The 20,873-nt window shown below is 69.3% G+C and carries 16 protein-coding genes; 13 read left to right on the top strand and 3 right to left on the bottom strand.

The window, feature by feature from the left end; genetic code table 11:
- The first annotated feature begins 85 nt into the window (after positions 1-85).
- Both miaB and G6N34_RS13930 read left to right on the top strand, forming a co-directional pair.
- A complete protein-coding gene (gene miaB, locus G6N34_RS13935) occupies positions 86-1,615 on the top strand; it encodes a tRNA (N6-isopentenyl adenosine(37)-C2)-methylthiotransferase MiaB (protein ID WP_234812934.1) in 1,530 nt (509 codons plus the stop codon).
- Positions 1,612-2,187, top strand: coding sequence for an Rv2732c family membrane protein (locus tag G6N34_RS13930; RefSeq protein WP_085152580.1), 576 nt, complete (start codon positions 1,612-1,614; stop codon positions 2,185-2,187). Before miaB ends, G6N34_RS13930 begins: the two co-directional genes overlap by 4 nt.
- Here the strand turns inward: G6N34_RS13930 and G6N34_RS13925 are convergent.
- On the bottom strand, positions 2,184-3,524 hold the full coding sequence (locus G6N34_RS13925; protein WP_085152579.1) for a DUF349 domain-containing protein: 1,341 nt from the start codon (positions 3,522-3,524) through the stop codon (positions 2,184-2,186). The two genes, G6N34_RS13930 and G6N34_RS13925, sit on opposite strands and share 4 nt — an antisense overlap.
- Before the next feature lie 98 nt (positions 3,525-3,622).
- Here G6N34_RS13925 and G6N34_RS13920 point away from each other — a divergent pair, with 98 nt between their 5' ends.
- Genes G6N34_RS13920 through hflX form a run of 5 tightly spaced genes read left to right on the top strand, consistent with a single transcriptional unit; the run spans position 3,623 to position 8,436 of the window.
- Positions 3,623-4,504, top strand: a complete 882-nt coding sequence (locus tag G6N34_RS13920; protein ID WP_085152578.1) for a DMT family transporter — start codon at positions 3,623-3,625, stop codon at positions 4,502-4,504.
- 10 nt (positions 4,505-4,514) lie between these two features.
- Entirely contained in the window at positions 4,515-5,198 is a 684-nt protein-coding gene (locus G6N34_RS13915) for a class III extradiol ring-cleavage dioxygenase family protein (RefSeq protein WP_085152577.1), read from the top strand.
- Positions 5,195-6,100, top strand: coding sequence for a tRNA (adenosine(37)-N6)-dimethylallyltransferase MiaA (gene miaA / locus G6N34_RS13910; RefSeq protein ID WP_085152576.1), 906 nt, complete (start codon positions 5,195-5,197; stop codon positions 6,098-6,100). The genes G6N34_RS13915 and miaA overlap by 4 nt, the downstream gene beginning before the upstream one ends.
- 4 nt (positions 6,101-6,104) lie before the next feature.
- Positions 6,105-6,974, top strand: coding sequence for a diaminopimelate epimerase (gene dapF, locus G6N34_RS13905; protein ID WP_085152575.1), 870 nt, complete (start codon positions 6,105-6,107; stop codon positions 6,972-6,974).
- Between the two features lie 49 nt (positions 6,975-7,023).
- Complete coding sequence (gene hflX / locus G6N34_RS13900) at positions 7,024-8,436, top strand: GTPase HflX (RefSeq protein WP_085152574.1); 1,413 nt, start codon at positions 7,024-7,026, stop codon at positions 8,434-8,436.
- Between the two features lie 114 nt (positions 8,437-8,550).
- On the opposite strand, the gene G6N34_RS13895 is transcribed toward hflX, so the two are convergent.
- A complete protein-coding gene (locus G6N34_RS13895) occupies positions 8,551-10,218 on the bottom strand; it encodes a PE-PPE domain-containing protein (protein WP_085152573.1) in 1,668 nt (555 codons plus the stop codon).
- Between the two features lie 140 nt (positions 10,219-10,358).
- Here G6N34_RS13895 and G6N34_RS13890 point away from each other — a divergent pair, with 140 nt between their 5' ends.
- From G6N34_RS13890 to G6N34_RS13875, 4 genes are read left to right on the top strand one after another with little or no spacing between them, the layout of a single operon-like run.
- Entirely contained in the window at positions 10,359-11,564 is a 1,206-nt protein-coding gene (locus G6N34_RS13890) for a thiolase family protein (protein ID WP_085152572.1), read from the top strand.
- Between the two features lie 2 nt (positions 11,565-11,566).
- The gene (locus G6N34_RS13885) at positions 11,567-11,980 is read left to right on the top strand and encodes a Zn-ribbon domain-containing OB-fold protein (protein WP_085152571.1); all 414 of its coding nucleotides are present in this window, start codon (positions 11,567-11,569) and stop codon (positions 11,978-11,980) included.
- A gap of 10 nt (positions 11,981-11,990) precedes the next feature.
- Positions 11,991-14,213 (top strand): acyl-CoA dehydrogenase family protein, encoded by a 2,223-nt coding sequence (locus G6N34_RS13880; protein ID WP_085152570.1) that lies wholly within the window; start codon positions 11,991-11,993, stop codon positions 14,211-14,213.
- Complete coding sequence (locus G6N34_RS13875) at positions 14,210-14,824, top strand: TetR/AcrR family transcriptional regulator (protein ID WP_085152569.1); 615 nt, start codon at positions 14,210-14,212, stop codon at positions 14,822-14,824. The genes G6N34_RS13880 and G6N34_RS13875 overlap by 4 nt, the downstream gene beginning before the upstream one ends.
- Here G6N34_RS13875 and G6N34_RS13870 read toward each other — a convergent pair.
- Positions 14,763-17,111, bottom strand: coding sequence for a molybdopterin guanine dinucleotide-containing S/N-oxide reductase (locus tag G6N34_RS13870; RefSeq protein WP_085152568.1), 2,349 nt, complete (start codon positions 17,109-17,111; stop codon positions 14,763-14,765). The genes G6N34_RS13875 and G6N34_RS13870 overlap by 62 nt on opposite strands.
- Before the next feature lie 113 nt (positions 17,112-17,224).
- Here G6N34_RS13870 and G6N34_RS13865 point away from each other — a divergent pair, with 113 nt between their 5' ends.
- Both G6N34_RS13865 and G6N34_RS13860 read left to right on the top strand, forming a co-directional pair.
- Positions 17,225-18,385, top strand: a complete 1,161-nt coding sequence (locus G6N34_RS13865) for an acyl-CoA dehydrogenase family protein (protein WP_085152705.1) — start codon at positions 17,225-17,227, stop codon at positions 18,383-18,385.
- A 202-nt stretch (positions 18,386-18,587) separates the two neighbouring features.
- The gene (locus G6N34_RS13860) at positions 18,588-20,858 is read left to right on the top strand and encodes a sunset domain-containing protein (RefSeq protein ID WP_085152567.1); all 2,271 of its coding nucleotides are present in this window, start codon (positions 18,588-18,590) and stop codon (positions 20,856-20,858) included.
- The last annotated feature ends 15 nt before the right edge of the window (positions 20,859-20,873 follow it).

Genomic DNA, 20,873 nt, shown 5'->3' with positions numbered 1-20,873 from the left:
ACCTTACCCAGGAAAACCCCAGCGTGCCCGCAACTGGGCAATCTGCGGATTGGGTCGCTGCGCAGCGCGTCCGTACCATGGTCGAGTGACTTCGGCACCGGCAAAGGATCTGGGGGCGTCAACTGAGACGTCTGGTGCCGCTGCGCGCACGTACCAGGTGCGCACCTACGGCTGCCAGATGAACGTGCACGACTCGGAGCGTCTTGCGGGCCTGCTGGAGGGCGCCGGCTACACCCGGGCCCCCGAAGGATCCGACGCCGACATCGTCGTGTTCAACACGTGTGCGGTCCGCGAGAACGCCGACAACAAGCTCTACGGCAACCTCAGCCATCTCGCGCCGCGCAAGGCCAGCGACCCGAAAATGCAGATCGCGGTCGGCGGATGCCTCGCGCAGAAGGACCGCGACGCGGTGCTCAAGCGCGCCCCGTGGGTCGACGTCGTCTTCGGCACGCACAACATCGGATCGCTGCCCACCCTGCTGGAACGCGCCAGACACAACCAGGCCGCCCAGGTCGAGATCGTCGAGGCGCTCGAGGAGTTCCCGTCGGCGCTGCCGGCCGCACGCGAATCAGCCTATGCGGCATGGGTGTCCATCTCGGTCGGCTGCAACAACACCTGCACGTTCTGCATCGTGCCGTCGTTGCGCGGCAAAGAGGTGGACCGCCGGCCCGGCGACATCCTCGCCGAGGTTCAGTCACTGGTCTCCCAAGGTGTGCTCGAGGTCACGCTGCTGGGGCAGAACGTGAACGCCTACGGCGTGTCGTTCGCCGATCCCGAGACCCCGCGTGACCGCGGCGCTTTCGCGTCGCTGCTGCGCGCGTGCGGGCAGATCGACGGACTCGAGCGCGTCCGGTTCACCTCGCCGCACCCCGCGGAGTTCACCGACGACGTCATCGAGGCCATGGCGGAGACCCCGAATGTCTGCCCCGCGCTGCACATGCCGCTGCAGTCCGGTTCGGACCGCATGCTCAAGGCCATGCGCCGGTCCTACCGTGCCGAGCGGTTCCTGGGCATCATCGACCGGGTCAGGTCCGCGATGCCGCACGCGGCGATCACGACCGATATCATCGTCGGCTTCCCCGGTGAGACCGAAGAGGACTTCCAGGCCACCCTGGACGTCGTCCGGCGGGCACAGTTCGCCAGCGCGTTCACGTTCCAGTACTCCAAGCGTCCGGGCACGCCGGCCGCCGACCTGCCCGACCAGTTGCCCAAGGCCGTCGTGCAGGAGCGCTACGAGCGGTTGATCGCCCTGCAGGAGGAGATCTCCCTGCAGCAGAACACCGCACAGGTGGGGCGCACTGTCGAACTCCTGGTCGCCGCGGGCGAGGGCCGCAAGGACACCGCGACGTCGCGGATGAGCGGACGCGCGCGTGACGGGCGACTGGTGCACTTCACGGCCGGGGACATTCACGTTCGGCCCGGTGACGTCGTGACCACGACTGTCACTGGGGCCGCACCGCACCACCTGATCGCCGACGCTGCGCTGTTGTCGCATCGCCGCACTCGCGCCGGAGACGCGCACGAGGCGGGGCAACGCCCCCGCACGATCGGGTTGGGGTTGCCGGGACTCGGCGCGCCGGAGCCTGCGCCACAGGTTGTGGGGTGTGAGCGATGAGCAGGTCCAACGGTTTCGACGACTTCCGGAGCGACATCGACGCCGCCGAGAAGCGCGTCGCGGGTGAGATCGAGCCGGGGGCCCGGGCGCTGGTCGTCGCGATCCTGGTGTTCGTGCTGCTGGTGACGTTCATCCTGCCGCACTCCGGTGCCGCGCGCGGTGTCGATGTCCTGCTGGGCAACGAGGCCGCGGTCGACGTCGGCATCCGCCTGCCGTCACGCGTATTCGTGTGGCTGACTTTGGTTTTCGGCATCGGATTCTCGATGCTGGCGCTGCTGACGCGGCGGTGGGTGGTGGCCTGGGTGGCCTTGGCAGGCACCTGGTTGGCCGCTGCGACCGGCCTGCTGGCGGTGTGGACCCGCCAGACCGCCGCCGCGGGTCAACCCGGCCCGAGCATCGGCCTGGTGATCGCGTGGATCACCGTCATCGTGTTGGCGTTCCACTGGGCCCGCGTGGTGTGGACCCGCACCGCGGTGCAGTTGGCCGCAGAGGACGCCCGCCGGCGCGAGGCCGCCGAGAGGCAGTCCAAGGGACTGCTCGACGACCTCGGACCCGACGAGCAGTCCGACTAACGCTTTTTCGTCAGCGCACTGGCCGCGGCGTCGGCCCACTGCCGCCACTGCTCGGCATTGGCCCTGGCCTCTTCGGCCTCGCGGGTGCGTCCCGCGGCCTCGGCCTTCGCGGCCTGCTTCTCGTACTGCTCCACCCGGGCCTGGAACTGCTCGGCGCGGGCCTGAGCCTGCGGGTCCGTCCAGTCGGCTTCGGCGGCGTCGCGCACCTTCTTCTCGATCGCGCGCAGACGCCGTTCGAGGTCCGTGCGTTCCCGCGGCACCTTCCCAATGGCGTCCCACTTGTCGGTGATCGTGCGCAGTGCGGCACGCGCGGAATCCGCGTCGGAGGTGTCGATGCGTTCGGCCTCCACCAGCAGCGCCTCCTTGGCCGTCGCGTTCGCCTTGAACTCGGCATCCCGCTCGGCGGTCACGGCGTTGCGAGCCGCGAAGAAGGTGTCCTGCGCGGCCTTGAAGCGGCGCCACAGCGCGTCGTCGACATCCTTGGCGGCCCGGCCGACGGTCTTCCACTCGGCCAGCAGGTCACGGAACGCGCCGCTGGTGGGGCCCCAGTCCGTCGAGCCCGACAGCGCCTCGGCGCGCTCACACAGCGTCTCCTTGGCATGTTTGACCCCGGCGCGCTCACGGTCGAGTTCGGCGAAGTGGGAGCCGCGGCGGCGGTTGAACGTTTCGCGGGCCGCCGAATACCGCTTCCACAGCGCGTCGTCGGTCTTGCGGTCCAGTCCCGTGATGGTCTTCCACTCGTCGAGGATCGTGCGCAGGCGATCGCCCGCGGCCTTCCACTGCGTGGAGTTGGCGGCCAGCTCCTCGGCCTCGGCGGCCAGCGCCTCCTTGCGTGCGGTCTGCTCGGCGCGCTGTTCCTCGCGCTTGGCCTTGGCCTCCGCGGCGGCGGACTCGGCGTGTTCGGTGATGGCCGACAGGCGGGCGGCCAGGGCGTCCACATCGCCCAATACGCTTGCGGTGGGCAGCGTCTCGGCCAGCGTCGCGGCCGCGGCACGGATCTTGCGCGCGTCGCCGGTGCCCGATTCCAGTCGGGCCTCCATCAACGCGATCTCGGTGGAGAGGTCGTCGAAACGCCGCCCGAAGTGTGCGAAGGCCGCCTCGGCGTCACCGGCCTGCCACGACCCGACGATGCGCTCGCCTGCCGAGCTGATCAGCCAGACGGTGCCGTCGTCGTCGACCCGGCCGAACCGGTGCGGATCGCTGCCGGGTGCCACGGAGGTCGGTGGTGGCACGGGTGCGGCGGACGGGCGGGGTCCGGGGCGCGGACCCGGTTTCGGACCGGGGATCGGGCCCGGTGTCGGTGCCGAGCCGGCGTTCGTCGGATCTTGTGTGGTCATGACCAGCTGTCCCTACTCTCCACGCGGATTTCCCGCGCACTGCCGCGCGACGCGGCGCCTTCTTCTCCCACGTATTCAAGCAGGTAGTCTCCCGCGACATGGTCAAAGCCGACATCGCTGCACTCCTGGCGCTCGGCGCGGCGCTGTTCATCGCGATCGGCGACGTCATTCACCAGCGCACCGCGAACGAGGTGCCCGGGGCCGACGTCGGGCATGTGGGCCTGTTCCTGCAACTGCTCAAGGACCGCGCCTGGTGGCTGGGCAGCGGGGTCGCCGCGGTCGGATTCGTGCTGCAGGCCGCCGCTTTGGGGCTCGGGTCGGTGCTGTTGGTGCAGGCGCTGCTGGTGACCTCGCTGCTGTTCGCGCTTCCCATGAGTGCGCGGGCGGCGCACCGGCGGGTGACTCGGTGGGAGTGGGCATGGGCCGTGCTGCTGGCCGCGTCCGTCGTGATCATCGTCACCGTCGGCAACCCCACCGCCGGGCAGTCGCGTGCCGACGTCGAGACGTGGGGTGCGGTCGCGGCGGTGGCCATCCCCGTGGTGGTGGTGTGCGTGCTGGCCGCCAACCGGCGGCGTGGGCCCGTCAGCGCGGTGCTGCTGGGCATCGTGTCGGGCATCCTGTGGGGCGTCTTCGCGGTGCTGACCAAGGGCGTGGTGGACCTGCTCGGCAAGGGACTCGAGCCCCTGCTTCTGTCGCCCGAGCTGTACGTGTGGGCCGCGCTGGCGGTCGGCGGGACGGCCCTGCAGCAGTCGTCGTTCCGGGCCGGACCGATCACCGCGTCGCTGCCCGCGATGACCATCACCGAACCGGTGGTGGCCTCCGTGCTCGGCGTGGTGGTGCTGGGGGAGACGCTGCGCCCCGGCGAGGCCGGCTGGTTCGTCCTCGTCGCGGCGATCGCGGCGATGGTCGTGGCGACCGTCGCGCTGGCCCGCGGCGAGGCCAAAGACAGCGTCGCGATCGACGCCGAGTTGCACGGATAACGTTGACGCCGTGCTGACAGCCGTTGCGATCATCCCGTCGGCGCCGCTGCTCGTCCCGCAGCTTGCCGGTGCCGCCGCCGACGAACTCATGGAGCTGCGTGACGCGGTCTTCGCGTCCGCGGCCACACTGCCCGACCAGTGGATCTGCGTGGGCGTCGCCGGGGCCGACGCCGTCATCGGCCCCGAAGCGGCCGGCACGCTGGCCGGCTATGGCGTCGACGTGCGGGTCACCCTGGGGCCGACCGACACCGGTCCGCTGACCGAACTGCCGCTGTGCGCGCTGATCAGCGGATGGGTGCGGGCCCAGGTGGCGCCTCAGGCAAAAGCCCGCGTGCACTGTTTCGCCGCGACCCATGACGTCGCCACGGCGCGTCGTCTGGGTGCCGACCTGCGCGCCGACATCGAGCGCTCCGACGCGCAGATCGGGGTGCTCGTGGTTGCCGACGGTCTGCACACCCTGACGCCGTCGGCCCCCGGCGGCCACGACCCGGAGTCGGTCGTCACGCAGGCCGCACTCGATGACGCGCTCGCCGCCGGAGACGCCGAGGTGCTGGCCGCGCTGCCCGACGGCGTCGTGGGCCGCGTGGCCTATCAGGTGCTGGCGGGCCTGCTGCCGCAGCCCAGGGGTGCGCAGGAGCGCTACCGTGGCGCGCCGTACGGCGTCGGCTACTTCGCGGGCGTCTGGCGGCCATGAGACCCATCGCGGTCATCGGACCGACCGGCACCGGCAAATCAGCCCTGGCCCTGGACCTGGCCGAATCGCTCGGCGGCGAAATCGTCAACGCCGACGCGATGCAGCAGTACCGGGGCATGGACATCGGCACCGCGAAACTGCCCGCCGCCGAACGTCGCGGCATCCCGCACCACCAACTCGACGTGCTCGACGTCGTCGAGACCGCGACCGTGGCGCGCTATCAGGAGGCCGCGTCGGCGGACATCGAGGCCATCGCGGCCCGCGGACTGGTCCCAGTGATCGTCGGCGGGTCGATGCTCTACATCCAGTCGCTGCTCGACGAGTGGGTGTTCCCGGCGACCGATCCGGAGGTGCGGGCCCGCTGGGAGGCGCGCCTGGCCGACGTCGGCACGGCCGCCCTGCACGCCGAACTGGCCCGGCAGGACCCGGCCGCGGCCGAGGCGATCCGTCCCACCGACGGTCGGCGGATCGTGCGGGCGCTGGAGGTCGTCGAGCTGACCGGGCAGCCGTTCGCGGCGTCCGCGCCGACCATCGGCGCGCCCCGCTGGGACACCGTGATCATCGGATTGGATTGGGACACCGAACTTCTCGACGAGCGCCTGCGTCTGCGCACCGAGATGATGTTCGATGAGGGACTGGTCGACGAGGTGCGCGCGCTGCTGGCAGACGGCCTGCGCGACGGCGTCACGGCCTCGCGGGCACTGGGCTATGCGCAGGTGCTCTCCGATCTCGACGCCGGCGGTGACGGTCAGGCCGCGCGGGAGCCGACGTTCATCGGCACGCGCCGCTATGTGCGCAGACAACGCTCGTGGTTCCGGCGGGACCACCGAGTGCAATGGCTCAACGGTGCGGCCTCGGACCTGTGCGATGCGGCGTCGGCCGCGTGGCGGCACGTATCCTGACCGAGTGAAGTTCGCCAAGGGACACGGCACGCAGAACGACTTCGTCGTGCTGCCGGACCCTGCTGCCGAACTGGATCTGACGCCCGCGCGCGTCTCGGCGCTGTGCGACCGCCGCCGCGGTCTCGGTGCGGACGGTGTGCTTCGCGTGACCACGGCGGGAGCGGCCCGCGACGCCGGTGTGCTCGCGGCCCTGCCCGCCGGCGTCGGCGCCGACGACTGGTACATGGACTACCGCAACGCCGACGGGTCGATCGCCGAGATGTGCGGCAACGGCGTGCGGGTCTTCGCGCACTACCTTGCCGCATCCGGGCTGGTCAGCGGCCAGGAGTTCGTCGTCGGCACCCGGGCGGGCGCGCGGCCCGTCATGATCCACGGCTGGGATCCCGTCACCGCGGAGGTCACGGTCGACATGGGCAAGGCCAATCAGTTCGGCGCAGGCACCGCCACCGTGGGCGGACGCTCGTTCGCCGGCCTGGCCGTCGACGTCGGCAACCCGCATCTGGCCTGCGTCGACCCGCAGCTGAGCCTCGCCGACCTGGCGGCGCTCGACGTCGCCGCACCCGTGCAGTTCGACGCTGGGCTGTTTCCGAACGGCGTCAACGTCGAGGTGCTGACCGCACCGGTCGACGGTGCGGTGTCGATGCGCGTGCATGAGCGTGGAGTCGGGGAGACCCGATCCTGCGGAACCGGCACCGTCGCCGCGGCCGTCGCGGCCCTGCGCCACGAGGACGCCGCGACCGGCACCGTGGTGGTGCGGATTCCCGGCGGTGAGGTCACCGTCACCGTCACCGACGCGACCAGTTGGCTTCGCGGGCCGTCGGTGCTGCTGGCCCACGGCGAGATCTCCGACGACTGGTGGAGTGCGCCCGCTTGATATTCGTTGGCCGTCGGGCATCCGGGCATGACACCATCGGGTCCTGCCTATGACTGAACATCCGCGCTTTCCCCATGAGCCCACCGCAGGTGAGCTGGCCCTCGACGACAGGTCGGCCCTGCGCCGCGTCGCCGGACTGTCCACCGAACTCGAGGACATCTCCGAGGTCGAGTACCGGCAGCTGCGCCTTGAGCGCGTGGTCCTGGTCGGGGTCTGGACTGAGGGCAGTGCCGCCGACGCCGAAGCCAGCCTGGCCGAACTCGCGGCACTGGCCAAGACCGCAGGCTCGGAGGTGCTCGAGGGCCTCATCCAGCGCCGCGACAAGCCGGATCCGTCGACCTACATCGGCTCCGGCAAGGCCATCGAACTGCACGAGGTCGTGGTCGCCACCGGCGCCGATACCGTGATCTGCGACGGTGAACTCTCGCCCGCGCAATTGAACGCGCTGGAGAAGGCCGTCAAGGTCAAGGTGATCGACCGCACCGCGCTGATCCTCGACATCTTCGCCCAGCACGCCACCAGCCGAGAGGGCAAGGCGCAGGTGTCGCTGGCGCAGATGGAGTACATGCTGCCGCGACTGCGCGGTTGGGGTGAGTCGATGTCCCGGCAGGCCGGTGGCCGCGCCGGTGGTGCCGGCGGCGGCGTCGGTACGCGCGGACCCGGTGAGACCAAGATCGAGACCGACCGCCGCCGCATCCGCGAGCGGATGTCGAAGCTGCGGCGCGAGATCAAGGACATGAAGAAGATCCGCGACACCCAGCGCGGAAGCCGCCGGCGCAACGATGTGCCGTCGGTGGCCATCGTCGGCTACACCAACGCGGGCAAGTCCAGCCTGCTCAACGCCCTGACCGGGGCCGGTGTGCTGGTCGAGAACGCGCTGTTCGCGACGCTCGAACCCACCACGCGCCGCGGCACTTTCGACGACGGCCGGCCGTTCGTGCTGACCGACACCGTGGGATTCGTGCGGCATCTCCCGACCCAGCTGGTCGAGGCCTTCCAGTCCACGCTGGAGGAGGTGCTCGACGCCGACCTGCTGGTGCACGTGGTCGACGGGTCCGACGTCGATCCGCTGGGGCAGATCAAGGCCGTGCGTGAGGTGGTCAACGAGGTGATCGCCTCGCATGACGCCGCCCCGCCGCCAGAGTTGTTGGTGGTCAACAAGATCGACGCCGCCGGTGACCTCGCGCTGGCCAAGCTGCGCCGCGCGCTGCCCGGGGCCGTGTTCGTCTCGGCGCACACCGGTGACGGCCTGGAGCGGCTTCGGCAGCGGATGGGCGAGATGGTCGAGCCCACCGACATCTCGGTGGATGTGACCATTCCGTATGACCGAGGCGAACTCGTGGCGCGCGTGCACGAAGTCGGACGGGTCGACGCCACCGAGCACACCGAGGGCGGCACCCGGATCAAGGCGCAGGTGCCGGCCGCTCTGGCTGCCAGCCTGCGGGAGTTCGCGACCGTTTAGCCACGGCCGCGAGGCCGCGGGCCTGCCGGATTGCGCCCAAAGTCGACTTGTTTAGGGGCCGTCCTGGGCTGGGAAGACCCGTGAACAAGTCAACTTTCGGCGGTGATCAGGCTCCTAGGCTGCGGGCTTGTCGGCTGCCGGCTTGTCCGCCGTCTCTGCGGCCGCAGCCTTCTTCCCGCTGAACCGCGACTGGACCCGCTCCGTCCTTGCAGCGGCCCGGTCTGCGGCCTTCTTGATGGCCTTCTCGACGGCCTTGGGCGGCGGGCCCAGCACCTTGCGGGCCGCCTTGGCCAGATCGCGCACGGGCTCGACATCGGACTTCGGCTCGAGAGCGTCAGCGTCCGTGCCGGCGGGTGTCACGGAGTCGTCCTCAGACGTCTTCACCGACACCAGCTTCGGCAGCTTCAGGGCGGGCAGCTTCGGCAGTTCCACGTTGGACTTCGCCACCGTGGTGGTGTCGTCCTGTGGATCTCCGACCACCGTCGTCTGCGGGTCCGGGATCTCGGTGGTGCCCGTGCCGCCGTTCTGAGTGCGGGCCAGGACGGTCAGCGTGTCCGCCGAGTCGCTCTCCTCGCCCCACATCCGCGGCAGGTCCGGGATCTTGTGGTTCGGGTCGTTGATCGTCGCGATCGCCGCGTTGATGCCCTCCGGAATGTCGTTGATCAGGTCGACGATCAGCTTCACCAGGTTCACCCGCGGGATCAGGGTGAACGGTGTGGGCCGGCCGTAGTCGTCACGGATGTAGGCGGTTTCGATCAGCGTCTGGGTCAACGGCTGCAGCAGCGCGACGACAGGGTTGATGAGCCAGCTGGTGCCCGTCGAGGTACCCAGGTCGATGAACGGCTGGAACAGCGGCAGCGAGTTCGCGGCCAGCGTGACGTAGACGGTGTCGCCGTGCCGCTGGCAGTTCGCACCGGAGGGGTCCGCCTTGCAGGCCGTGATGGCCGCCTCGATGTCGGCCGCGTCATAGCCGTAGGGGAGTTCGCCCTCTTCGGGACCGGGTCGGCCGCGCGGGTCCAGGTAGGTGCCGTGCACGTACTCGAAGCCGAGCGCGGCGTTGAGAACCGCCAGCAGATTCCACGGCACCGCCGGGAAGTCCGCCACGCCGTCATACTGGAACGCGATGTCGGTGGTGTTCACCGTCGGCGACGTGTTGGTCGGGGTCGGTTGGCCGAACGTCGCGTCCAGGATCGGTACGGTGCCGAACATCGCGAGGCGTTCGAACAGGCCGCCGTTGGGCCGATTCGGGTTGCCGATCAGGACGAACCGCACATTGTCAGGAAGGCCGGGCAGCCCTTCGGGCGGGTTGGCCAACTGCCGCTTGACGATGCTGGCAACCGTCGCACCCTGCGAGTAGCCGAAGATGACGACCTCGTCGCCGGGACCGGCGGCGGCCTGCGCCTCGCCGTAGCGTGACGACAGCGACACCACGCCGTTCTGCACCGAGTCGTTCCACTTCGCGCCCTCCAGGCCACCCCACCCGGCGAACGGGAAGGGCCAGAACTGCGCGGTGTAGGGGACACCTTCGGCGCAGCCCACATCGGAGGTGCAGGGATTGATCGCGCTCCAGGAGGGGTTCACGTAGTGGTTGACGGCGTTCTTGAGGTAGTTGGTGGAGCCGTCGGGATTCGACGTGCCCGTACCCGGGACGATCAGGGCCGTGTTGGCCGCCAGGGTGATCGCGGCCTGCATCGTTCCGGTCAGCGCAAGCACCATCGCACTGACGAACGCGATCACCACCACCGTGATCGAACCGACTGTTGAACGTATCTGTGTCCGCATATTCCTGTCCTTGCCAGCCGATGCTCCGTCGACGCCAGGGAATCCTTGCATCGGCGCACGAAGATCACTGTCAATTTCGCCAAACCGTGTGTCGCCACCCCAAAACAGGAATGAGATTTCAATTCCTCTATGCTGGCGGCATGGGTCTGAGAGGCGAGGCTGCGATCGTCGGCTTCCACGAACTGCCGTGCGAGCGCATGCCTTCTGGCACACCGGAGTTCACCATCGAGCAGTGGGCCAGGCTGGCCGCGGCGGCCGTGGCCGACGCGGGACTGAGCGTGCAGGACGTCGACGGACTGGTGACCACGGGAGTCTTCGAATCCGAACTCTTCGTGCCCTCGACGGTCGTGGAGTACCTCGGGATCAAGGTCAACTTCGCCGAGTACGTCGACCTCGGCGGCGCGAGCGCGGCCGCGATGGTGTGGCGCGCCGCCGCGGCCATCGAGTTGGGCATCTGCGAAGCGGTGCTGTGCGCCATCCCGGCCATCTACCTCACGCCCATGCACGAGCAGCGGCCACTGAACATGGGCGACGCGGTGTACTTCGGCGCCTCAAGCTTCCGCTACGGGTCGCCGCAGGCGGAGTTCGAGATTCCCTACGGCTACCTCGGCCAGAACGGGCCGTACGCGCAGGTCGCCCAGATGTACGCCGCCACATACGGATACGACGAACGCGCGATGGCCAAGATCGTCGTCGACCAGCGGGTCAACGCCAACCACACCCCGGGCGCGGTGTTCCGCGACAAACCGATCACCGTTGACGACGTGCTCGCGAGCCCGATCATCGCCTCACCACTGCACATGCTCGAAATCGTGATGCCGTGCATGGGCGGATCGGCGGTCCTGGTCACCAGTGAGCGCCTGGCCCGCAAGGGCCGCAACCGGCCCGTCTGGATCAAGGGCTTCGGCGAACGCGTGCCCTACAAGTCACCGGTCTACGCCGAGGACCCGCTCAACACACCCATGCAGCACATCGCCCCCAAAGCCTTCGGCATGGCCGGACTCACCCCGGCCGACGTGGACATGGTGTCGATCTACGACTGCTACACCATCACCGCGCTGCTGACACTGGAGGACGCCGGCTTCTGCGAGAAGGGCAAGGGCATGCAGTTCGTGACCGACCACGACCTCACCTTCCGCGGTGACTTCCCGATGAACACGGCCGGCGGCCAACTCGGCTACGGCCAACCCGGCAATGCCGGTGGAATGCACCACGTCTGCGACGCCACTCGCCAACTCATGGGCCGCGCCGCCGACACCCAGATTGACGACTGCAACCGGGCTTTCGTCTCCGGCAACGGCGGCGTGCTCAGTGAGCAGGAAGCCCTGATCTTGGTGGGGGACTAGCCATGACCGCACTCGAACGTCCGATGCCGTTGCCCACCCCGGTCTCGCAGCCCTACTGGGATGGACTGCGTCGCCACGAGGTGTGGATCCAGTACTCCCCGTCGTTGGGGCGGTACGTGTTCTACCCGCGCGTGCTGGCGCCGGGCACACTGGCCGACGACCTGGAATGGCGCCAGATCTCCGGCGCGGGCACCCTGGTCAGCTTCGCCGTCGCGGAACGCCCGGTGGCGCCGCAGTTCGCCGACGCGGTGCCACACCTGCTGGCCATCGTGGAATGGCATGAGGGGCCGCGCTTCGCCACCGAACTCGTCGACGTCGCACCTGAGGAACTCGAGGTCGGCATGCCCGTGACGCCGGTGTTCGTCGACGTTCTGGACCACGACGTGACGCTGCTCAAGTACGCGCCGCGCCGGTGAAGGAGACGATGTGGCCCTCGCACTGACCGACGAACAGGCGCAGTTGTCCGCTGCCGTGGCGGGTTTCGCGACGCGCCACGCGCCGCTGGCGCAGACCAGGACGCAGTTCGACGAACTCGCCGCCGGAGACGTTCCGTACTGGTGGAAGGCCTTCACCGGCCAGGGTTTCCACGCCGTCCATCTGCCGGAGTCCGCGGGAGGCCAGGGCGGCGGCCTGACTGAGGCCGCGTGCGTCCTCGATGCCGCCGGCTACGCACTGCTGCCCGGACCGCTGCTGCCGACCATGATCGCCGGCGCGGTCGCGGCTGCGCCCGGCGCCGGGCCCGTGCTGCGCACGCTCGCCGCTGAGATCGCCGAGGGCACCAGGGCCGTCGTGGTGCTGCCGGAATCCGGCCAGCTGACGGCCACCCCCGTCGACGGCGGTTGGGAATTGACCGGTGCGGTCGGACCGGTGGTCGGGCTCGCGGGTGCGCAGCGGTTCGTCGTCTCGGCGCGCACCGACACCCACACCGTGTGGACGGTGCTGCACACCGGCGGGGACGGCCTGGACGTCGTCGCGGAGGCGGGCACAGACCTGACCCGCGACGTCGCCACCCTGAGGGTCGACGGCCACCTGGTCAGCAGCGCTGCCGTCGCGGACGGGTTCGACGTCGACGCCGCGCGGTTCGCCGCGGTGGCACTGACCGCGGCCGAGGCGGCGGGTGTCGCCCGCTGGTGCACGGACAACGTCATCGCGCACCTGAAGGTCCGGGAGCAGTTCGGCCAGCCGATCGGCGCCTTCCAGGCGTTGCAGCACAGGGCCGCCGCGCTCTACATCGACAGTGAACTCATCGCCGCATCGGCCTGGGATGCGGCCCGTGCCGCCGATCAGCCAGCGGCCCAGCAGCTCATCGCCGCCGCCGGCGCGGCCATCGTCGGCAACGCCAAGCTGCCCGACCTGGCGCTGGACGCGCTGACGATGTTCGGGGCCATCGGCTACACGTGGGAACACGATATGCACCTGTACTGGCGGCGGGCGATCAGCCTGTCCGCGGCCAGCGGACCTGTCGGCCGGTGGGCGCGCCAACTCGGTGAGCCTGCGGCCCCCACCCGCGACTTCTCCATCGAACTGCCCGACGTCGAGACCGAGTTCCGGGCGCGCGTCGTCGAGATCCTCGACCACGCCGCGACCGTGGTCAACGACCAACCCGGCCGGCAGAGCCCGGACTACGCCAACCTCTACACCGGGGCGCAGCGCGATGTCCTGGCGGCCGCGGGCCTGTTGGCCCCGCACCTACCCGCACCCTGGGGCCTGGACGCCACGCCCGTTCAGCAGTTGATCATCACCGAGGAGTTCGACCGGCGACCCGAGGTCGTCCGCTCCTCGCTGGGCATCGCCGAATGGATCCTGCCGACGATCCTGGCCTTCGGGTCCGACGCGCAGCGCGCACAGTTCGCCGAACCGATCCTGCGCGGCACCCACGCCTGGTGCCAGCTGTTCAGTGAGCCCGGCGCGGGATCGGATCTGGCGGCGCTGAGTACGCGAGCCACCCGGGTCGACGGTGGCTGGCGTATCGACGGGCAGAAGGTGTGGACGTCCTCGGCGCACTGCGCCGACTGGGGTGCACTGCTGGCGCGCACCGATCCAGAGGCCCGCAAGCACAAGGGGATCGGCTATTTCCTGGTCGACATGACGACGCCCGGGATCACGGTGCGTCCGCTGCGTACGGCCACCGGCGACGCGCATTTCAACGAGGTGTTCTTCGACGACGTGTTCGTCCCCGATGACATGCTCGTCGGGGCTCCCGACGCCGGATGGTCGTTGGCCCTGGCCACCATGGCCAACGAACGCGCCGCGATCAGCGGGTACATCAACAACGACCGGGAGTCGGTGCTGCGGAACCTCGCAGACGGCCCCGGGGCCGACCGCGAGGCCCTGGTGCGCGCGCTCGGTGAGGTCCGCGCCGCCACCAATGCCATCGCCGCACTGAACCTGCGGGACACGCTGTCCCGGCTCGCAGGGCACTCACCGGGCCCCGCGACCAGCATCGCCAAGGTCGCCACCGGCGCCGTCCTGCGCCGGATCGGCACCGCCGCTGTGGAATTCGCGGGTCCTGCGGCACTGACCCATGGGGTCGGGGACACCGCGGTGGCCCACACGCTGCAGTTGCCCGCCGAGATCATCGGCGGCGGCACCCGGGAGATCCAGCTCAACATCATCGCCACCATGATCCTGGGATTGCCGCGGCGATGACGGGCGGTCCGGTCAGTCTCGCGGGGGCGTCGGACGAACTGCCCGAGTACAAGCGTGCGCGCCGCACCCAGATCGTGAACGCGGCCCTTGCCGCGCTCAAGGAGCACGACTACGAGCAGATCCAGATGCGCGACGTCGCCGAACGCGCCGACGTCGCACTCGGCACCCTGTACCGGTACTTCGGCTCCAAGGAACACGTCTACGCCGCGGTGCTTGCGGAATGGGCGCAACCGGTCTTCGTGGCCGACGACTCGGACTCGCGGCCCGCGGTGCAGCGTCTGCGCGCCAAGGTGCGAGCCATCGTCACGAGCTTCGAGAAACGGCCGGGGTTCTTCAAAGTCTGTCTCCTGCTGCAGAACTCCACCGACCCGGCCGCCGCGCAGATGATGGACGAGTTCGCCGAGGTCGCGACCCGCACCCTTGCGCACGACTTCTCGGCTCTCGGCGAGCAGGAGGCCCACGACGCCGCGGTGATGTTGTGGGGCATCATCAACACCGTGCTGTCGGCGGCGATTCTGCGCGGCCATCCGATGGCGCACGCCTATCGGATCAGCGAGGCGTTCGTGGATCTGGTGGCGCCGCGGTTTCCCGACGATCAGCGCGGGCGGTGATCCGCGGGGGTTCGTGGGCCCGCACCGGGGGAAGAGTGCCCGTGTACTTCTCCACCTGCACCAGCACGTGCGCACCGGTGCACCCGTGCGCCAGCGCAGAGGTTCCGACGTCGTCGGTGAGGACGTTTGGATTGCCGTGCGCGCACAGCGAATCCGGGTCGGCCGGATCGACGGGGTCATACCACGCGCCGGTGGCCAACTGAACCACACGCGGGCGCACACCTTCGTCGAGCACCACCCCGGCCAGGCACGCGCCGCGATCGTTGAACACCCGCACCACGTCCCCGGGCTCCAGCCCACGTTCCGTCGCGTCCTCGGGATGCATCCGGATCGGTTCGCGGCCAGCGACTTTCGACGCCTGGCTGGTGCGCCCGGCGTCGAGTTGGCTGTGCAGTCGGGAGGCCGGCTGGTTGGCCAGCAGGTGCAGGGGGAACTCGGCGGCCCGCGGCCCGCCGAGCCATTCGGCGGGCTCATACCAGCGTGGGTGGCCCGCACAGTCGGCGTAACCGAACCCGGCGATGGTGTCCGAGTGGATCTCGATGCGTCCGCTGGGCGTGGCCAGTCGATGCGCGGCCGGGTCGGCACGGAACTCCGACAGCAGTGTCAGCCCCTCCTCGACGGGCAGGTCCAGGTGGCCACGGGCCCAGAACTCGTCGAAGGTGGGGACTGAAAAGTCGAGTTCGGCGGCCCACGTGGTGTACATGTGCTCGAGCCATTCCCGTTCGGTGCGGCCGTCGGTGAACGCCTCGCCGAATCCCAGGTGGTGCGCGAGGGCGGCGAAGGTCCGGTGGTCGTTGCGAGCCTGGGCGTACGGCGGTGCCAGGGCGGGCATCGCGACCAGTCGGGGATCGTTGCGGGAACCCGAGAAGTCGTCGCGCTCATACGGTGTCGTGGAGGGGACGACGATGTCGGCGTGCTTGGCCATCGCGGTCCAGTACGGGTCGTGCACGACAACGGTGTCCACTCGGCTCAGTGCGCGCCGCAGGCGGGGAATGTTCTGGTGGTGGTGAAACGGGTTGCCGCCGGCCCAGTACACGCATCGGATGTCGGGGTAACGCAGGCGCTGGCCGTTGTACTCGAACATCTCGCCGGGGTGCAGCAGCATATCGCTGACCGCGGCCACCGGAATGAACGTCTGCACGGGGTTGGGGCCCTGCGGCAGGCGGGGCAGGCGGCACCGCACCGGCGGCAGGCCGGGCTCGTTCATGGACCCGTAGCCGTGGCCGAAACCGCCTCCGGGAAGACCGATCTGGCCGAGCATCGCGGCCAGTGTCAGGCCCATCCAGGGGGCCTGCTCGCCGTAGCGGGTGCGCTGCAGCGACCAGCTGACAGTGAGGATCGTGCGCCCCGCCGCCATCCGCCGGGCCAGGGCGCGCAGCGTGTCGGCGGGCACCCCGCTGATCTGTGCGGCCCACTCCGCCGACTTGGGCACGCCGTCGTCGTGGCCGAGCAGGTGCCCCTCGAACACGTCGTAGCCCGTGCAGAATTCGCGCAGGAACTCCTTGTCGTGCAGCCCCTCAGAGACCAGGGTGTGCGCCAGGCCGAGCATGATGGCCACATCGGTGCCCGGTACGGCGGCCAGCCAGTCGCAGGGCCCGACGACGTCGTCGCGCAGGGGGGAGACCGACACGATGTGCCCGCCGCGGGCGCGGAACCGCGCCAGCGCCTCGCGGGCCGGATGTGCCGTGGTGCCACCATCGTTGATCGCGGTGTTCTTGAGGCCGACACCGCCGAAGCAGACCAGCAGATCGGTGTGCTCGGCGATCACGTCCCAGCTCGTGGAGCGTTTGAACAGGTTGTCGTGCGTGCCCACCACGCGCGGCATGATCACGCCGGTGGCGCCGAGGCTGTAGGAGTGTCGCGAGAAGGTGTATCCGCCGAGCAGTTTCAGGAACCGGTGCACCTGGCTCTGTGCGTGGTGGAAGCGCCCGGCGCTGGACCAGCCGTAGGAGCCGCCGTAGATGGCCTCGTTGCCGTACCGGTCGACCACCCGACGCAGTTCGGTCGCGAGCACCTCGGTCAGCTCGGGCCACGACAGTTCGACGAACTCGTCGGAGCCGCGTGCCCCGGTGGGGCCGGGGCCGTGTTCGAGCCAACCGCGCCGCACCGCGGGGGCCGCGACGCGGGAGCGGTGCCGGATCGACCCGACCAGGTTGTCGAGCAGCGGCGACGGGTCAGTGTCGTAGGCCGGGGCGGTGACGGCGGTGATGTCGCCGTCGGCGACGTCGGCATGGAACGCACCCCAGTGGGTGAGGCTCATCGGTGCGGTGTTGCCGCGCGCACTCATGACTCCCGAGTCTAGGTGCGCAGGTCGGCAGCCCGATTCCCGACCAACCACCCGGTTGGTATATCGTCGTGCGCAAGATTCGCAGTTTGATCAAACCCGCCCCGGAGGTCCCCGTGAGCAACGCCGTGAAGTTCCAGCGCACCCTGTTCGAGCCCGAGCACGATCTCTTCCGCGAGTCGTACCGCGCCTTCCTGGACAAGCATGTCGCGCCGTACCACGAGCAGTGGGAGAAGGACAAGATCGTCGACCGAGGTGCGTGGCTCGAGGCCGGCAAGCAGGGCTTCCTCGGCATGGCGGTGCCGGAGGAGTACGGCGGCGGCGGCAACGATGACTTCCGCTACAACGCGGTGATCGCCGAGGAGAACACGCGCGGCCGCTTCAGCGGACTGGGCTTCGCGCTGCACAACGACGTCGTGGCGCCGTACCTGCTGCGCCTGTGCACCGAGGAGCAGAAGCAGCGTTGGCTGCCCGGGTTCTGCTCCGGCGAACTGATCACCGCGATCGCCATGACCGAACCGGGCACCGGAAGCGACCTGCAGGGCATCAAGACCCGCGCCGTCAAGCAGGGCGATCACTACATCCTCAACGGCTCGAAGACCTTCATCACCAACGGCATCCTGTCCGACCTGGTGATCGTCGTCGCTCAGACTGACCCCGAGAAGGGCGCGCTGGGCTTCTCGCTGCTGATGGTGGAGCGCGGCATGGAGGGCTTCGAGCGCGGTCGCCACCTCGACAAGGTCGGCCTGGAGGCCCAGGACACCGCCGAGCTGTCCTTCACCGACGTCAAGGTGCCCGTCGAGAATCTCCTCGGCGAGGAGGGACAGGGCTTCGTCTACCTGATGCAGAACCTGCCCCAGGAGCGCATGACGATCGCGATCTCGGCCGCCGCAGCCATGGAGGCGGTTCTCGAGGAGACCATCCAGTACTGCAAGGAGCGCAAGGCGTTCGGCAAGCCGATCGGCAGCTTCCAGAACAGCCGGTTCGTGCTGGCCGAGCTGGCCACCGAGACCACCGCGGTGCGCATCATGATCGACGAGTTCCTCAAGATGCACACCAAGGCGCACCTGTCGGCCGAGCAGGCCGCGATGGCCAAGTGGTACGCCACCGAGGCGCAGGTCAAGCTCATCGACCGCTGCCTGCAGTTGCACGGTGGCTACGGCTACATGCGCGAGTACAACGTTGCCCGCGCCTGGTTGGACGCCCGTGTGCAGACCATCTTCGGCGGCACCACCGAGATCATGAAAGAGATCATCGGGCGCAGCCTGGGCGTCTGATCCGGCGCTCTTTCAAGAGCGAAGAGAATAACCGTCCCGTATCGAAACCGTGCTTTCGGGTCCCGGATGCATGTTATTTACGTTACGTATGGGTATTCTGTGCCGGATGAGGTTGGCCCGTCTTCGACTGTGCCCTGAATTCGGGCTGGTCCTCGCAGGCTGACGATGCAGATGGCAGGGTCGGAAAGCGCGGGGTGAGTCGATGACACGGCAGTGGAAACGATTCGGGGGAATCGGTCGAACGGCGTTGGGAATTGTTCTCGCTGCCGCCGCGGTCGCGCTTTTTGCGCCGACTGCGCATGCGTCACCGGAAAGTGACGCCACGGACGCGATCAATGCGGCGTTCGACGCCGCCGGTGGAGACGCGTCGACCCTGGGCCCGCGGGATGGCGGTGTCTATGCCGTGGGCCCGGGTTTCGGGCAGAACTTTGCCGGTGGGGCGATCTTCTTCTCGCCAGCAACCGGTGCGCGAATCATGCACGGCGCCATCCTGGAGAAGTACCGCGACCTCGGCGGACCCGCGGACAGTGATCTGGGCTTCCCGAACATCGATGAGGGTCCGGGCCGGATCAGCCCGGAGAGCCGTAACAGCACGTTCAGCGCCGCTGACAACCCCGTGATCTTCTGGACGCCGGAGACCGGCGCCTGGGTGGTGCGCGGTGCGATCAATGCCGCGTGGGACAAGCTCGGTGGCTCGGCTGGCGTCCTCGGTGTCCCCATCGCCGACGAGACGTACACCGGCGACGTCATCTCGCAGCGGTTCACCGGTGGTCAACTGTCGTTCGACACCGGCACCAAGGTCTTCACGACCGAACCGGCCGACCTTGCCGGACAGCTTGTCGGCCTTGAGATCCCGTCCGACGCGGCGTCGGCGATCGCGACCGCCTGGCGTGCCGCCGGCGGGTCCTCAGGACCGCTCGGGGTCAAGGCCGGGGAGCAGTACGCCATCGGAGACGCTGGGGCCGGACAGAACTTCTCCGGCGGCAAGGTGTTCTACAGCCCGGAGACGGGCGCCCATGCCGTTTCGGGGGACATCCTGGCCAAGTACGAGTCGGCCGGTGGTCCCACCGGAGACTTCGGTCTTCCGGCCGGCGGTGAGGCCGACGGCGGGGTGCCGGACAGCCGGATCCAGGTCTTCTCCGCGCCGGACAATCCGACGATCTTCTGGACGCGGGAACACGGTGCTGTCATCGTGCGCGGCGCCATGAAGGCCGCGTGGGACAAGCTGGGCGGCGCCACGGGTGCGCTCGGCGTCCCCACTGGGGATCAGAACACCGAGGGCGGGATTGTCACGCAGAAGTTCAGCGGTGGCGAGCTCTCGTGGAACAGTCAGGACAACACCTTCACCTCCGATCCCGCGAACCTGGCGCAGTCGCTGGGCGGGCTCGAGATACCGGACGCACCCGTGCCGAGCGCCCCGCCCGCGGCCCCCGAAGGTGAGACGGACAGCGGAATCACCTGGCAGAGCTGGTGGCTGTGGTGGATCATCCCGGTCGCCCTGCTGCTGCTGGGTTCGGTGTACGCCTTGGTCGCGATGCGCAGGCGCCGGTCCGCGCAGCACGCCGACTACGACGACGAGGACGACGACGAGGACGAGGGCCCCGACGCCGGGTACGAGCCCGGCTACGACTCGGGGTACGAGCCCACGTACGAGAAGAGGTTCGGCGAGGCCCGCGACGACGAGAACGGTTGGTCGCGCCGCACGGACTTCGGCGAGCACGACGACGACGCCTACCTGCCGCCGGTGTCGCGGCCTGCGTGGGGCGAAGAGACCACGTCGCTGCCCCGCCTTGCACCACAGGCCGACGACGACGACGGTCTGTTCACTCATCGCGGCGCCCACGAGTCGGCCGACGCGGTCGAGGACGACGAGGACGATCTCGACGCCGACACCGCTCCGACCCGGGTCATCAATGTTGGTGACGATCAGGCCGGACGCCACGCCGCACACGATGTGGGCGACCAGTCCTGGTCCTCGCAGCCGGACGACGACGACGACTACCTGCCGGGTCCGGGCTCGCTGTTCGCGCCCGTCTACGGCGCGGCGCCGCCGCCCGCGCGCAGCTTCGAGGCGCCGCCCAGCCGGTACGTGTCGCAATACGAGCAGGACTATCAGCAGGACGTCAACGCCGGCTACCAGGAACCGGAACGCGGCTACCAGGAACCGGAACGCGGCTACCGGGAATCGGACTACGAGGAGCCGGACTACGGCGACCAGGGCCAGCGCGACGAGGACGCCGTGGTCGTGTCGGGCGAGGCCGAGGACGAACATGCGGAGGTGGCCGCACCGCCGGCCATCCATCTGCCGCTCGACGACCCGCATACGGCGCCAGAGGGCTATCCCGTGAAGGGCAGCATGCGAACGGGGCGCTACCACGTACCGGGATCACCCGGCTACGACGAGACGGTCGCCGAGATCTGGTTCGCCAGCCCGGAATTGGCTGAGGCGAACGGGTTCAGCCGCGCCGACTGACCGCGTTCAGACCGC

It is taken from the genome of Mycolicibacterium confluentis (genome assembly GCF_010729895.1).
Taxonomy (GTDB): domain Bacteria; phylum Actinomycetota; class Actinomycetes; order Mycobacteriales; family Mycobacteriaceae; genus Mycobacterium; species Mycobacterium confluentis.
This window is presented reverse-complemented; position numbering and strand designations above follow the sequence as displayed.